The 14,493-nt window shown below is 44.4% G+C and carries 11 protein-coding genes; 6 read left to right on the plus strand and 5 right to left on the minus strand.

Features of this window, described 5'->3' with window-relative positions; translation table 11 throughout:
• Positions 1–80 precede the first annotated feature (80 nt).
• Positions 81–1,568: a glycerol kinase GlpK gene (glpK, locus tag B3O12_RS18400; protein WP_286757352.1), complete on the minus strand. Its 1,488-nt coding sequence runs from the start codon at positions 1,566–1,568 to the stop codon at positions 81–83.
• 56 nt (positions 1,569–1,624) lie between these two features.
• Between glpK and B3O12_RS18405 the strand changes: the two genes are divergently transcribed.
• Positions 1,625–2,080 carry a RidA family protein gene (locus tag B3O12_RS18405; RefSeq protein WP_189630493.1) on the plus strand — a complete coding sequence of 152 codons (456 nt, stop codon included), beginning with the start codon at positions 1,625–1,627 and terminating at the stop codon, positions 2,078–2,080.
• A gap of 138 nt (positions 2,081–2,218) precedes the next feature.
• Here the strand turns inward: B3O12_RS18405 and B3O12_RS18410 are convergent, their stop codons facing one another.
• Together B3O12_RS18410 and B3O12_RS18415 are read right to left on the minus strand one after the other, a co-directional pair.
• Positions 2,219–3,268: a fatty acid desaturase gene (locus B3O12_RS18410; protein WP_286757353.1), complete on the minus strand. Its 1,050-nt coding sequence runs from the start codon at positions 3,266–3,268 to the stop codon at positions 2,219–2,221.
• Positions 3,269–3,449: 181 nt separating this feature from the next.
• Positions 3,450–4,322 carry a LysR family transcriptional regulator gene (locus tag B3O12_RS18415; RefSeq protein WP_286747956.1) on the minus strand — a complete coding sequence of 291 codons (873 nt, stop codon included), beginning with the start codon at positions 4,320–4,322 and terminating at the stop codon, positions 3,450–3,452.
• Positions 4,323–4,561: 239 nt separating this feature from the next.
• Between B3O12_RS18415 and hutH the strand changes: the two genes are divergently transcribed.
• The 3 genes from hutH to hutI all read left to right on the plus strand — a co-directional run bounded on the left by hutH (position 4,562) and on the right by hutI (position 9,564).
• Positions 4,562–6,118 carry a histidine ammonia-lyase gene (gene hutH / locus B3O12_RS18420; protein ID WP_286757354.1) on the plus strand — a complete coding sequence of 519 codons (1,557 nt, stop codon included), beginning with the start codon at positions 4,562–4,564 and terminating at the stop codon, positions 6,116–6,118.
• A 10-nt stretch (positions 6,119–6,128) separates the two neighbouring features.
• Complete coding sequence (locus B3O12_RS18425) at positions 6,129–8,147, plus strand: urocanate hydratase (RefSeq protein ID WP_286757356.1); 2,019 nt, start codon at positions 6,129–6,131, stop codon at positions 8,145–8,147.
• Between the two features lie 175 nt (positions 8,148–8,322).
• Positions 8,323–9,564, plus strand: coding sequence for an imidazolonepropionase (gene hutI, locus B3O12_RS18430; protein WP_286757357.1), 1,242 nt, complete (start codon positions 8,323–8,325; stop codon positions 9,562–9,564).
• A gap of 171 nt (positions 9,565–9,735) precedes the next feature.
• On the opposite strand, the gene B3O12_RS18435 is transcribed toward hutI, so the two are convergent.
• Positions 9,736–10,044, minus strand: coding sequence for a hypothetical protein (locus tag B3O12_RS18435; RefSeq protein WP_189630487.1), 309 nt, complete (start codon positions 10,042–10,044; stop codon positions 9,736–9,738).
• A 252-nt stretch (positions 10,045–10,296) separates the two neighbouring features.
• On the opposite strand from B3O12_RS18435, the gene B3O12_RS18440 reads away from it, so the two are divergent.
• Positions 10,297–12,171, plus strand: a complete 1,875-nt coding sequence (locus B3O12_RS18440) for a mucoidy inhibitor MuiA family protein (protein ID WP_286757358.1) — start codon at positions 10,297–10,299, stop codon at positions 12,169–12,171.
• Between the two features lie 106 nt (positions 12,172–12,277).
• Positions 12,278–13,870 (plus strand): amidohydrolase, encoded by a 1,593-nt coding sequence (locus B3O12_RS18445; protein WP_189630485.1) that lies wholly within the window; start codon positions 12,278–12,280, stop codon positions 13,868–13,870.
• Between the two features lie 125 nt (positions 13,871–13,995).
• Here the strand turns inward: B3O12_RS18445 and B3O12_RS18450 are convergent, their stop codons facing one another.
• Positions 13,996–14,493, minus strand: coding sequence for an HNH endonuclease (locus tag B3O12_RS18450; protein WP_189630484.1), 498 nt, complete (start codon positions 14,491–14,493; stop codon positions 13,996–13,998).

Consider the following 14,493-nt stretch of genomic DNA (forward strand, 5'->3'; position numbering starts at 1 on the left):
AGAATTAAATTCCTCGCTAATCAAATTCGGCCTGGTGGTAAGAATACCGCTATTGACCATAAATCGAGGCATTTCAACTATCACTCTTCCACCCACGCTTTTGCTCTTTCAACTGCCCGTGCCCAGTTGTGTTTTAATTTTTCTACGTCTTTTCCTGAAGGGCTAAAGTGCTTATCGGCTTTCCAGATGGCTCTGATCTCATCCATATTCTCCCAAAAGCCAACGGCCAATCCGGCCAAAAATGCCACTCCCTGAGCGGTGGTCTCTACAATCTCCGGCCTAACAATATCCAGCCCGGTCACATCGCTCTGGATCTGCATTAATAAATCATTGGCCGATGCCCCTCCGTCTACCCGCAATTCCTTTAAGTCAATCCCCGAATCTAGCGCCATTGTAGTGATCACCTCCATACTTTGAAGAGCCAGAGCTTCCAGAGCGGCTCTGGCTATATGCCCTTTTTGAGTACCCCTGGTTAACCCAATCATTAGTCCCGTAGAATATTGGTCCCAATGGGGAGCACCCAGCCCCACAAAACCGGGTACAAAATATACTCCACCGTTGTCTTCTACACTGCGCGCCAGAGATTCTATCTCAGCCGAAGACTCCACAAAATGCACGTTATCGCGGAGCCACTGCACAATGGCACCTCCAATAAAAATACTGCCTTCCAAAGCATAACTTACCTCTCCATTTACCTGCCAGGCTATGGTGGTAAGTAGTTTATGTTTAGAGGTTATGGCTTTTTTTCCGGTGTTCATTACTAAGAAACAGCCTGTACCATAAGTGTTTTTTACCATGCCCGGCTCAGTACACATTTGCCCGAAAAGGGCAGACTGTTGGTCACCTGCAATACCGGCAATGGGTATTTCTGCTCCAAAGTGTTCTTTGGCGGTATGCCCATAGAGGCCGCTGCTCTGCTTCACTTCCGGCAACATGGCCTTAGGAATATCAAATAAGTCGAGTAGTTCATCGTCCCATGTCAAATTATGTATGTCAAACAACATGGTGCGGCTGGCGTTACTCACATCGGTAGCATGCACCTTTCCGTTGGTCAACTTCCACAGCAACCAGGAGTCTACCGTACCAAAGGCTAACTCTCCGTTTTCTGCTCGCTCCCGGGCACCCTCCACCTGATCGAGAATCCAGCGAATTTTAGATGCAGAAAAATAGGCGTCAATCAGCAAGCCCGTTTTTTGCTGAATGATCTCGGCATGTCCTGCAGCCTTTAGCTCTTCGCAGTACCCTGCGGTACGTCTGTCTTGCCATACTATGGCTTTATAAATGGATTTGCCTGTTTTCCGGTCCCACACCAGGGTGGTTTCGCGCTGATTGGTAATACCAATTGCCGCAATATCCTGAGCCGATACTCCTTGTTTTTCCAGTACATCATTGATGGTAAACTTCTGTGTCTCCCATATCTCCAATGGGCTATGTTCTACCCAACCGGGCTTTGGGTAAAACTGTTGAAATTCACGCTGTGAGGTGCTCACAATTTGCCCCCTTTTATTGAAAAGTATGGCCCTTTCGCTGGTTGTACCGGCATCAATGGTAATGATATAGTCAGACATGGGAAGTTTTATTGATCAATTCCTAAATTATGATTTTAAATGATCTCAAGAAACCTATGAAACCACTCTTCAGCCTATCGTTTGTATTAATTTTCTTTATGTCTTGTAACACTGCCAGTCGCAGCCCAATTATTGAACACTATCAGTCGGAAGAAATGGCGGCTTTGGGCTTGCCCTTTAGCGATGCCGTTCGGGTAGATAACATGCTTTACCTTTCAGGAGTTATTGGTATGAAACCGGGCAAAATGGAATTGGTTGAAGGCGGGCTGGAGGCAGAAGCACGACAAACCATGGAGAATATTAAAAAAGTGCTGGAAGCACATGGCAGCTCACTGGAACATGCCATTAAGTTCACAGTATTTATAGATGATATTAATCGTTGGAGCGACTTCAACAAGGTTTATGTGGAGTACTTTCCCGGTAAAAAACCGGCCCGGTCAGCCTTTGGAGCCGAAGGTTTGGCCTTAGGTGCTTCTGTTGAGGTGGAGTGTATTGCGGTCATTGTGGACTAACTGTGCGTTAACCCACCCGAAACGTGAGCAATAAGGCAGAGAAAGTGAGGGGTATCAAAAAAAGAAGTTCGCTAGCCTAAACCAAATTGCTGAGCTATAAAGTCAACAACTACAGGCTCTCCCACCTTTTCAATCAGGTTAAGATCTAACCCTTATAGCCTGCATTTTTTCCTTACGGTAAAACTCGCGGAAGCTAATCATGCGCTGCTCAGCTTCGTCCCAAAGCTTGTTGGTAATGAGCGTTAAACTTTGCCTAAAGTTGATAGTGGTGGTGTACTTATTCAACCATGGGTTCTCCTCAATACATTTCTTGAGATTGTAGTTGGGAATAAACGGGTTTAGATGATGCACATGGTGTATACCAATGTTACCAGTTAGCCAATTGAACAATCGGGGAACCTTATAGTAAGTACTGCCTTTGAGTGCAGAGGTCACATAGTCCCAATTTTTCATCCACTGTTTGTAGGTATACTCATGTTGATGTTGCACATAAAAAAACCAGATGGCGATAATGGAAAACAACACCAATATGGTCAGGTGTACCAGCAGGAATTTTTCCCAGCCCAGTAAGAACCCAAAAAACACAAAGATGGCCAGCATTACAAAGTTGTTGAGCACCAACCACTTTTTGGCTTTCTGAAACATGGGTAGTTTAATAAAAGCAATGCGATTATGAATAAAAAGGTAATACACCGGGCCAATCAAAAACATTACAATGGGCGATCTGTAAATTCTGTACTTCAGTCGGCCCCATCGGCTCATTTGCTTAAATTCTTCAACAGTCATGGTGGTCACATCCCCTATATCTCTCATTTCTAACTGACCATTGTGCTTGTGGTGCACATTGTGCGACTTGGACCAGTAGTTGAATGGTATAGCGGAGAAATAACTGCATATGTAGCCAATGATTTTCTGAGCCTTTCGGTTTCTCAGGAAAGACTGATGACCGCAGTCGTGCTGAATGATGAAAATTCGAACCAGAAAAAAGGCATTAACTACTCCCAGCCCAAGGGTAATCCAATAACTGTAATCGAGGCTAATGTACATCAACGCCCAAAGACCAAGAAAAGGTAAAAACGAATTGATGATTTGTATAGTAGCCTTGGCTTTATGTTCCTGTGCGTATTTTTTTAAAGCCAGAATCTTCTCTTTGGCTAGTACTATTCTTTCTGAAGGTGAATGCTGCATGAAACAGATGGTATTCTAAATTATTCTATGAGTTAGTAACACACAAATTTAATCAGTTCGTTCCTTAAATGCAGTAGTTTAAAATGCATTTCTGGTTATTATCCATTCTAAAAACGGTAGTTAGATCAATAACTTATGGCATGCGATGCCCCAAGAGTGCTCTCTTTCAAAGAAGTAGACCTTAGTCAGACAATAACTCCAAAAACTTGCCTAAAGCTTCATTTCGGTTCTGTTTATGCCAAACCGCCATCAGTTGCGTTCTTTGCCTCAGGTGGGCCAATGAAATAAACTCAATATCCAGGTTTACACCGCTTTGCAAAGCACTGGGCACAATAGCTACACCCAATCGCTTTTCTACTAAACGGAAAATACTGTTGGCCTGAACCGACCGATGCGAGACCTTGGGCTCAAATCCATGATCGGTGAAAATACTCATGATGTTGTCGTAATACTCCTGACTGTAGTCATTCGAAAAAAGAATGAAATTTTCTTTTCTGAATTGCGTCAGGCTGGAAAAATTACTTCTGCTCACCGGATGTGTTTTCGACACTACCAGCGAAAAGGAATCTTCAAAAACCACTTGGGTTTCCAGCTCTTTCGGCACAGTAACTAAGCGCACAAAGGCAATATCGAGCTTATCATGTCTAAGGGCATCCAACTGGTCTCTATTGTTCAATTCCTGCAAAGAAGTATGAATTCCCGGGTGCTTCTGGTGAAGTTTTTCAAGCAAGTTGGGAATAATATTTTGCATAGCCGACCCCACAAAGCCAATCCGAACTTCTCCCTCCTCACCTTCCGCCTTCCGTTGCGTAGCCTCTACTACCTGCTCTAAATGATTAAGCATGTACTCCGCTTCGGTAAGTAAATATTCACCGGCTGCTGTAAGCTTAACCCTTCGTTTGGTGCGCTCAAAAAGCTTCACCTTTAACTCCTCTTCCAACTGCTGAATTTGCTTGGTAAGAGCCGGTTGAGTGATGTACAGCTTCTCGGCAGCTTTGGCAAAATGCAACTCCTTACCCAGTGTGAGAAAATACCTTAAATGCCTTAATTCCATTAATTACTATTAGTTATTAAAACATAAAAATAAATCATTTTTAAGAATTAAGTGAAGAAGGTAATTTTGATTAAAACTTGATAAAAGTATTAGAAAGTCATGCCGGAAAAACAGACCATATCTTTTCAAATGGCCTATTTCATACGGTAGCTCAATCGATACTTAGATTCCGGGCAATTTCTTCTTTTTAAATTTCAAGAAGAAGAATTCCGGAATGACCGAAAGTAATCTGGAAAAACATGAAACATTTTAATTACGGAATTGACTTTCTCACTGTAGGAAAGGCACTTCAAATAGCAAAAGGGGAAATAAAAGGCACCTTGTCGGCATCATCGATCGAACAGGTTCAGAAGAGCGCTCAGGCCGTAGAAGATATTGTTTCCGGAGAACGAACCGTGTATGGCATCAATACAGGCTTTGGCCCACTGTGCACCACTAAAATATCGGCCAAAGACACCAGGGAACTTCAATACAACATTCTGAAAAGTCATAGTGTAGGCGTTGGCAAACCAATTGACCCCACCATTGCCCAACTCATGCTTATTCTTAAGGCCCACTCCCTGGCTCAAGGCTTTTCAGGTATCCAATTAAGCACCATTGAGCGCATTATTTGGCACATCGACAATCAAGCCATCCCGGTTGTTCCTGAGCAAGGCTCGGTAGGAGCTTCGGGAGATCTAGCTCCCCTTGCCCATCTTTTCCTCCCCTTAATTGGGCTGGGCGAGGTATATTTTAAGGGTGAAAGAATGAGCACTGAGCGTCTTTTTCAGATTACCGGACTCCAACCCGTAGCTCTAGGTCCCAAAGAAGGTTTGGCTCTCATTAACGGTACCCAATTTATAGCTGCACATGCCGTAATGGTGGTAGACCGGCTGTACAACTGCCTGAGCCATGCCGATATCATAGGTGCAATGATGATTGAAGCACTAATGGGAAGTGCAAAACCGTTTAGCCCCAGACTTCATGAAATAAGACCTTTTAAGGGCAACCGGCACGTTGCGCATAGAATAAGAGTGCTATTGGAAGGATCGGAAATTCTAAATGCTCATATAAACTGTGGCCGTGTACAAGACCCCTACTCCTTGCGGTGTATACCCCAGGTGCATGGTTCCTCACGCAACGCTTGGCTGCACCTAAAAGAGCTGTTGGAAGTAGAACTCAATGCGGTAACAGACAACCCTATTATACTCAGTGCTGAAGAAACCATTAGTGGGGGAAACTTTCATGGTCAGCCAATGGCCCTGCCGCTGGACTATGCCGCTTTAGCGGCTGCTGAAATTGGCAACATTTCAGATCGAAGAATTTATCTGTCCCTGGAAGGTAAAGTAGAGGGCTTGCCTCAATTACTTATGAACGACACAGGCATAAACTCCGGTTTTATGCTTCCGCAATACACATCGGCTGCTTTGGTTTCAGAAAATAAAAGCCTGTGCTTTCCGGCCAGTGCCGACTCCATTCCAACCTCTCTTGGCCAAGAAGACCATGTGAGCATGGGCTCCATTAGTGGAAGAAAAGCACTACAGATTATAGGCAATCTGGAACAAATACTGGCCATAGAATTACTTTGTGCCGCCCAGGCCTTCGACTTCCGAAGACCACTCAGGTCGGGGCCTGCCTTAGAGGCCTGCCACGCCTATGTAAGAACCAAAATAGACCATGCCGACAAAGACCGCATCTTCGCAGACGATATTCAGAAGGCTCATACCATTATTACAGAACGCAAGCTAATTGCATTGACGCAATCTGAAATGGCTCAGAAAGAAAGCCCATTCCATGTTGAATTTGAAAACTATTAAACCATCCGTCATGACTTTTCAAGAAGAAATATTGCAGGGAATTCCTTCTCAACTGCCTGAAAATCCGACATTAGACGCTTCTGTAAACCGAGCCCCCAAGAGAAAAGAAATACTGAACGCTCCGGAGAAAAAGCTGGCACTGCAAAATGCCCTTCGCTATTTTCCTGAGGCATGGCACAAAACTCTGGCCACTGAGTTTCTGCAAGAGCTCAACCAATTTGGCCGTATTTACATGTACCGGTTTATGCCCAAACATGAGATTAAAGCCAGAAGTCTAAAGGAGTATCCGGGCAAATCGGACCAGGCCCGGGCCATCATGCTCATGATTCAGAACAACCTGGACCATCGGGTTGCCCAACACCCTTACGAACTCATTACCTATGGCGGCAATGGGGCAGTTTTCCAAAACTGGGCGCAATACCGGCTCACTATGCAATACCTGGCCGAAATGACCGATGAACAGACATTGGTCATGTACTCCGGTCATCCCATGGGACTTTTCCCTTCTTCCCAAAATGCCCCGCGAGTGGTAGTAACTAATGGTATGATGATTCCCAACTACTCCAAACCGGATGACTGGGAAAAATTCAATGCACTGGGCGTAACCCAGTATGGACAAATGACAGCCGGATCGTACATGTACATTGGCCCGCAAGGCATTGTGCACGGCACAACCATTACGGTGCTCAATGCAGCCCGTATGAAACGTCCCGATGGCAACTTTAGCGGATTACTGTTTGTGACTTCCGGTTTGGGAGGAATGAGCGGAGCCCAGCCCAAAGCCGCCAAAATTGCCGGACTCGTTTCAGTAACGGCAGAAGTTAACCCAAAGGCTGCGTACAAACGGCAGGAACAAGGCTGGGTAGATGTGGTTATTGATAGAATTGACCAACTAATTGCCCAGGTAGAAACAGCTAGAAAGAATGGCCAAAACACTTCATTTGCTTATCTGGGCAACATAGTTGAGGTTTGGGAGGGATTTCATGAGGCCGGTATAAAAATCGATATCGGGTCTGATCAAACCTCTTTGCACAATCCGTTTGCCGGAGGCTATTATCCCGTAGGCATGGACTATGAAGAAGCCAACAACCTAATGGCCAGCAGCCCTGAACAATTTAAAGAGGCCGTATACGCGAGTTTGCGAAGACATGCCGCTGCCATCAATAAACACACCTCCAATGGTACTTACTTCTTCGATTATGGCAATGCCTTCTTGCTAGAAGCCGGAAGAGCCGGGGCCGATGTTTTTAGTACATCAACGGCCGGAGAAGGAGTTGGAGGCGGAGGATATAAATACCCAAGTTATGTACAAGACATTATGGGACCGCTCTGTTTCGACTATGGCTTCGGGCCTTTCCGATGGGTATGTACTTCTGGCAAACCGGAAGATTTAGACAAAACCGATGCCATTGCCGCTAAGGTGCTACAACAAATGCTCAATGAAGCACCAGAAGAAATTAAACCACAACTCTCTGACAACCTTCACTGGGTTAAAGAGGCCAAGAAAAATAAGCTCGTTGTAGGCTCTCAGGCCAGAATTCTCTATGCCGATGCAGAAGGGCGCATGCGCATAGCTTCAGCATTTAATGAGGCCATTCGTAAAGGAGAAATTGGACCTGTGGTCTTAGGAAGAGATCATCACGATGTATCGGGTACCGACTCTCCATACCGCGAGACTTCCAATATCTATGACGGCTCGCAGTTTACGGCCGATATGGCCGTTCACAACTTTGTGGGCGATGCCTTTAGAGGAGCCACCTGGGTTTCGCTACACAATGGCGGTGGCGTTGGCTGGGGTGAAGTAATCAACGGAGGTTTTGGCATGCTACTCGATGGCAGTTCAGAAGCCGATGACAAACTAAAAAGCATGCTTTTTTGGGATGTAAACAACGGAATTGCCAGAAGAAACTGGGCCAGAAATCCACACGCAATGAGTACCATTGAAAGAGCCATGAAGGCCGAACCGAAACTAAAAGTTACTCAACCAAATTTAGTAGACAAGGAGTTGCTAAACGGACTCTTTGAGTAATTGCAGCAATGTATGTCAATGATGAAAAACGCCTTAATCCGACATTAGACTTTAAGCAGTATAACTACAAATTGCTGCCATTCTTAGATAAGAGAGTCGATTAATTGTAAATTAAAATCAGGTTTCATCTAATCATTGAGTTGTACGCAATTCGTATGCAACCAAACCCAAGCTTATGACAAAAACCTTTATCAATATTGGCCGGCTTATTCAGGTAAGAGAATCGGGCACTAACATATTAAGGGGTGCCATGATGGCCGATGTACCTACTATAGAAAATGCCTGGATGGCCGTAGAAAACGGTCTTATTTCCTCATACGGTTCAATGGATGATTTTGCTGAATCGGCTGCTACAGAAATCATAGACCTGAATGGCAGAATGGTTTGCCCCACATTTGTAGATTCGCACACTCACCTTGTTTTTGCCGAAGACCGGGATGAAGAATTTGTAATGAAAATCAAGGGCATGGACTACCAGTCGATTGCTGAAGCAGGTGGCGGCATACTCAACTCGGCCAGAAAACTGCAGAAAATGAGCCTTTCTGAGTTAACAGAACGGGCTTCTCTCAGGCTACAAGAAGCTATTGGTTCGGGAACCGGGGCTATTGAAATAAAAAGTGGCTATGGACTAAGCATGGAAGCAGAAATTAAAATGCTGCAAGTAGTAAATCAACTGGCACAACAGTTTCCTATTCCCATTAAAGCCACCTTTTTGGGCGCCCATGCCTTTCCCGATAAGGACAAGGAAAAATACATGAGTAGCCTAATTCAAGAAATGTTACCCGAAATATACTCCCAGCAATTGGCCGACTATATTGATTGTTTTTGCGAAGAAGGATACTATACCGTAGAGCAAATGTCCAGAATTCTGGAGGCAGGAGAAAAATTTGACCTTAGAGCCAAGGTTCATGTCAACCAATTCAATTCAATCGGAGGTATAGAAAAGGCTATCGAATACAACGCCTTAACAGTAGACCATCTGGAGGTTTTGAGCGAAAGCGAAATCAACCTACTCAAAGATTCAGACACCATACCGGTTGCCTTGCCCGGCTGCTCCTTCTTTATCCGAATTCCCTACACACCAGGTCGCAAAATTATTGATAGCGGTTTGCCGCTTGTCATCGCTTCCGATTTTAATCCGGGTTCCGCACCCTCTTTCAACCTAAGTCTGACCAATAGCCTGGCCGCAGTAAACATGGGACTTCTCCCCGAAGAGGCCTTCAATGCCACAACCTACAATGCTGCCTACGCTCTGGAACTGGAAAACGAAGTTGGCAGTATTACTGAAGGAAAAAGAGCCAATTTTATAGTGGCCAAAGCGGGTAAAAATCTCAACTCCATCAGCTATAATTTTGGTGTTGACTGGATAGACAGGGTATATATTAACGGGGAGCTTTTTAGTAAACCTACAATCTAGCACCAATGAAAAGACCTCTCAAAAATCCATGCCCGGTTACTCAATACTTTGGTTCGGGGCAAGCAATGCTTTTAAGAGGTCTTCTTCTAGTCATGCTGTACACAATAACTAAAACCCGGTACAGCCACAGCCAATAATCTAATCAGGAATTTAGAGCTTTAATACCTCAAACTACTTCTCCTCGCTGGCATCAGATTTAGACACATGCTTGAGTTCTTCTTCAATGGCCTTCTTTTCATCTTCTTTAGACATTGGGGCGGCAGGCTTGTAGTTCTCCAACTCCTTTTTAATTGAATCATATAACTCTTCTCCCACATGCTCAGGGGCCTGGGCTTCTTTCAACTGATCTTCTACACTTGGGGAGGCAACCTTATCTGGAGCATTTTCCAGGCTCTTTAAAAACTCATCTTTCAGTTCCTGGGTAGGTAAGCTTTCAAGTATAAAACTCTTATTTTCTATTAAACTTTGCTTAATCGCCATAATTGTGGTGTTTTCGCGTTGAACATAAATTTCTCATAAGTTAAGGTATTCTTTAGTGCTTTCCCAAACCAGCCCAAATCAAAAGCCAGACAGCATTTTACATTATAAAATCGGACTCAGTTAGGGGTTATATGGCAAATAGATTGTCTTAACGGTAAGACGGCCGTCTCATATTTTTTCTACTGACAGTTATGGAAACACTAAAACTTGTGCATCTCAATTATCAGGAACCCCTAACTAAAGACAAAATTTATGAGACACATTGCATTTTTAACCTTTATGGGCCTATTGGCTTGCTCCGTTCAGGCACAAACCCAAATAACCTCCACTATTGAGTCGGTTAAGGTATTTACTCAGGGAGCAGAGATTTACAGAAAAGCTCAGGTTAACCTCGTAGAGGGCACGCAAAAAATTGAACTCACTCAATTGAGCGGACAATTAGACCCAAGCACCATCCAGATATCAGCCGAAGGCATAACCATACTTTCGGTGAGGCATAAAATAGACTTTCTCGACAAAAAGACACCTGAGGCAATAGAAAATTTATGGAAGAAAAGACACCGCCTGTCCGACTCTATAGAAGTACTTAACATGCAACTGGCAATACTTAAAAACGAAGCGGAAATCCTCAACAAGAACACCAAAGTCATTGGTAGTCAAGGCATCTCGGGCCGGGACTATCAGAGCGCTATAGAATACTTCTCAACCAAACTTAAAACCAATGCCCAACATATATTTTCAACCCAAAAAGCCATTGAAAACCTAACCGGAGAAGTGGAATCAATTACCAACCAAATAGCTGCAAATAGTGGCACTAAGGAGCGTCCTACCTCCAAAATTCTACTCACCATTAAATCTGAAAAAGCTCAAAAAACATGGCTTTCCATAAGCTATTCGACACTTGAGGCTGGTTGGATACCCTCTTATGACATTCGAGCCAAAAGTGTAAACTCCCCACTCCAAATCACCTACAAAGCCAAGGTATTTCAGAATAGTGGCGTAGACTGGAAGAACGTTAAACTTACCCTGAGCTCAGGCGATATAGCGTCTACAGGAACTGCTCCGCAACTCTTTCCCTATTACATTGGTGGACAAAACCATGTGCCATCAGGCCTGGCAGACGGAGACATAACCGGCCAGGTATTCGATGCTTCTGACGGGCTCCCATTACCTCAAGCTCTGGTAATGGTAAAGGGCACAACCATTGGAACCACAACCGACAGCAACGGCTTCTTCTCGCTCCAGGTACCCAACGGCTCCTCAACTCTAATAGTTAGGTTTTTGGGCTTTACTACCCGTGAGGTACAAATATCCGATTCACCAACTAAGATACTGTTGGACCCGGAAGAATTAAGCCTTAATGAAGTGGTTGTGACCGGCTATGCGGCAGAACAAAAACAAATGAAAACAGGAGCATCTGCGGCGCTTCAGGGTAATGTGGCAGGAATAAGAGTGAGAGGCGCTTCCAGTTTAACTAAAAAATCGGACCCCATACCTATCAATGTCATCAATTATGAAACAACCTTTGCTTACGATATAGAACTTCCATACGATATACCTACTTCAGGTATTCCTGAAACTGTAGAAATACAAACCAAAGAAATAGATGCAGAGTACCTCTACTCTACCAGCCCCAAAATAAGAGCCAACGCCTATTTGGTGGCCCAAGTAGCCAATTGGCAAGACCTTAAACTGCTGGATGGTGAATCAAATCTATACTTTGAAAACAGCTTTGTTGGCAAATCCATTATTGACACCAACCTTGGCTCAGACACCCTGTCACTTTCGCTCGGCAAAGACGAAGGAATTATTGTGAACAGGCAGCGCCTCAAGCAGTTCGAAAAACACAAGCTCTTTGGAAACAGAAAGCGGGAAGAAAGAAAATATCTCATTACAGTGGTTAACACTAAGCAAAGCATAGTTTCGATTAGCATTTACGATCAAATTCCGCTTTCTGCCCTAAGCTCAGTAAAAGTGAGAATTACCAATTTAACCGATGGAATTTACAATGAAAAAACAGGCCTGGTAAGTTGGAAGATCACTCTTCAACCGGGCGAAAAGCGCGAGATTGAATTTGCCTACGAAATAGACTGCCCAAGTCACATTAAGCTCAGTACCGATCTTTGATTAATGGGTTGTTCGGTTAAAAATGAGCCGAACAACCCTCCAACACATTCCAATAACTTAACAAGTGTTTTTTTCTTATTTTGGTTGATATCAACCACAACAAAAAATGTCTGTAAGAAAATACACCCTCCTTCTAGCCCTAACCTGCTACAGTGTACTAGCCTTTGGCCAAAAGAAATATAGCCCAAAGCAAATTAGTAAACTGAAAAACGAAGTGGCCCAGTTGGTAGAACAAAACCATAAACAAACCCAGGTCATGATCGATAAAATCTTCAGCTTTGCTGAATTGGGCTTTCAGGAGTTTGAATCGTCCCGATATCTGACCGGTATTCTTAAAGAAAATGGGTTTGAAATTGTGGAGTCAGTTTCAGGAATCCCTACGGCCTGGTTTGCCACATGGAGCAACGGGGAAGGCCCTACCATAGCTCTTGGTAGCGATGTAGACTGTATTCCCAAAGCCTCTCAATACCCTGGCGTGGCCTATCACAAACCCATGGTAGAAGGAGCTCCCGGCCATGGTGAAGGGCACAATGCAGGTATTCCTCTCAATATTACTGCTGCTCTGGCTGTAAAACAGGTTATGGAACGTGAAAATATTGGAGGAACATTAGTGTTGTGGCCAGGAATTGCCGAAGAACTCGTAGCCGCAAAAGCCTGGTATACCCGCGATGGTCTCTTCGATAACATCGACCTGTGCATATTCACTCATGTGAGCAGCAACCTTTCCGTTTCTTACGGACAAGCCTCTGGTACAGGACTTATTTCAGTAGAATATACTTTTGAGGGAGAAGCCGCTCATGGAGCCGGTGCACCATGGAGAGGCCGATCGGCCCTCGATGCTGTAGAATTAATGAATGTAGGTTGGAATTACAAACGTGAGCACTTACACCCTCTAAAACGATCCCACTCCATTATAACCGATGGAGGTGATCAGCCCAATGTAGTACCCTCGAAAGCATCCATCTGGTACTACTTTCGCGATGTGACCTACGAAGGTATTATGGAAATGTATGAAGCCGCCAACAACATTGCCAAAGGAGCTGCACTGATGACCGACACCGAGATGAGCTCCAGAATCTTGGGAACAGCCTGGCCTAGACACTTCAACAAAGTAATAGCCGAAACCATGTACGAAAACATTAAGCAGGTGGGACTTCCCGTATGGGACGAAAAAGACCAAACGCTGGCCAGAGCCGTACAGCGAGAGGTTGGCTCAAACCCGCGAGGCCTAAGCACTACGTTGTCTGATTTGGGGCTTCCGGTAAAGTCTCCCGTAAGCGGTGGCTCAGACGATATTGGCGATGTAAGCTGGAAAGTACCTACCGTAACACTTCGCTTTCCTTCTAATATTCCCGGCCTACAAGGACACCACTGGAGCAATGCCATAGCAATGGCCACTCCGATTGCACACAAAGGAGCAACTGCCGGAGCAAAGGTAGAGGCCATGACCATTATTGACTTTCTGCTAAATCCGGAGCTGGTCGATCAGGCCTGGGATTACTTCAACAACGTACAAAGCAAAGAAACTCAATACAAACCCATGATTGGGGCCGATGATCTTCCTCCTGTTTATCTAAACAAGAAAATCATGGATGAATTTAGACCCCAGCTGGAAAAGTTTTACTATGACGAAAAGCAATTCAATACTTATCTCGAACAACTGGGGGTAACATACCCTACCATTCAAAAAAAGGATTAAGATTTTATATCGACTGAAGCCGTGAAGCTCTTTAATATGTATTTATTAAAGAGCTTCGCATTTTGAAACGATACACTTCAATGGCAATCATGCGGTTTTGCATCTCTAGATAAAAGCTTTCACGATCAATTCACCCCAAGATACTTTAGCCACTCCTCTGAGGTGAAGCCACTGAAGTTGCGTACAAACATAACGTAGGATGGCTTAAATGGCTTTTGAAAAAGGGGCATTCCGGCCTCTTCCGGGGTTTTATCACCTTTAACCGAATTGCAACGCTGGCATGCCGTTACCAAATTACTCCAAGATGACTTCCCTCCTCTAGACTTGGGCAGCACATGGTCTAGTGTAAGGTCTTTGCTCCTTCCACAATACTGACACTGTTGACCATCGCGCTTAAATATATTCTGCCTGTTGAGCAACACCCCTTTGTAGGGCATAAAGATATAACGTTGTAAACGGATGACAGATGGCATGGGAAAATCGGCATTGACACTGCGAAACTTATGCCCGGGAGCATCATGAACCAACTCGGCTTTTTCCAGGTAAAGAAGCAGGAACGCCCGTTCGGCCGAACAGACTGAGAGTGGCGAATAGTCCTGATTCAATACCAATACTCTCCTCAT

It is taken from the genome of Roseivirga sp. UBA838, from assembly GCF_002296035.1.
Classification (GTDB): Bacteria; Bacteroidota; Bacteroidia; order Cytophagales; family Cyclobacteriaceae; genus Roseivirga; species Roseivirga thermotolerans.

Bases quoted from the DNA above. Each gene is read 5' to 3' on its own strand.
- B3O12_RS18440 (WP_286757358.1), top strand. From the start codon at position 10,297: ATGAGACACATTGCATTTTTAACCTTTATGGGCCTATTGGCTTGCTCC.
- B3O12_RS18435 (WP_189630487.1), bottom strand. From the start codon at position 10,044: ATGGCGATTAAGCAAAGTTTAATAGAAAATAAGAGTTTTATACTTGAA.
- hutH (WP_286757354.1), top strand. From the start codon at position 4,562: ATGAAACATTTTAATTACGGAATTGACTTTCTCACTGTAGGAAAGGCA.
- hutI (WP_286757357.1), top strand. From the start codon at position 8,323: ATGACAAAAACCTTTATCAATATTGGCCGGCTTATTCAGGTAAGAGAA.
- B3O12_RS18410 (WP_286757353.1), bottom strand. From the start codon at position 3,268: ATGCAGCATTCACCTTCAGAAAGAATAGTACTAGCCAAAGAGAAGATT.
- B3O12_RS18425 (WP_286757356.1), top strand. From the start codon at position 6,129: ATGACTTTTCAAGAAGAAATATTGCAGGGAATTCCTTCTCAACTGCCT.
- B3O12_RS18415 (WP_286747956.1), bottom strand. From the start codon at position 4,322: ATGGAATTAAGGCATTTAAGGTATTTTCTCACACTGGGTAAGGAGTTG.
- B3O12_RS18450 (WP_189630484.1), bottom strand. From the start codon at position 14,493: ATGAGGAGAGTATTGGTATTGAATCAGGACTATTCGCCACTCTCAGTC.
- B3O12_RS18445 (WP_189630485.1), top strand. From the start codon at position 12,278: ATGTCTGTAAGAAAATACACCCTCCTTCTAGCCCTAACCTGCTACAGT.
- glpK (WP_286757352.1), bottom strand. From the start codon at position 1,568: ATGTCTGACTATATCATTACCATTGATGCCGGTACAACCAGCGAAAGG.
- B3O12_RS18405 (WP_189630493.1), top strand. From the start codon at position 1,625: ATGAAACCACTCTTCAGCCTATCGTTTGTATTAATTTTCTTTATGTCT.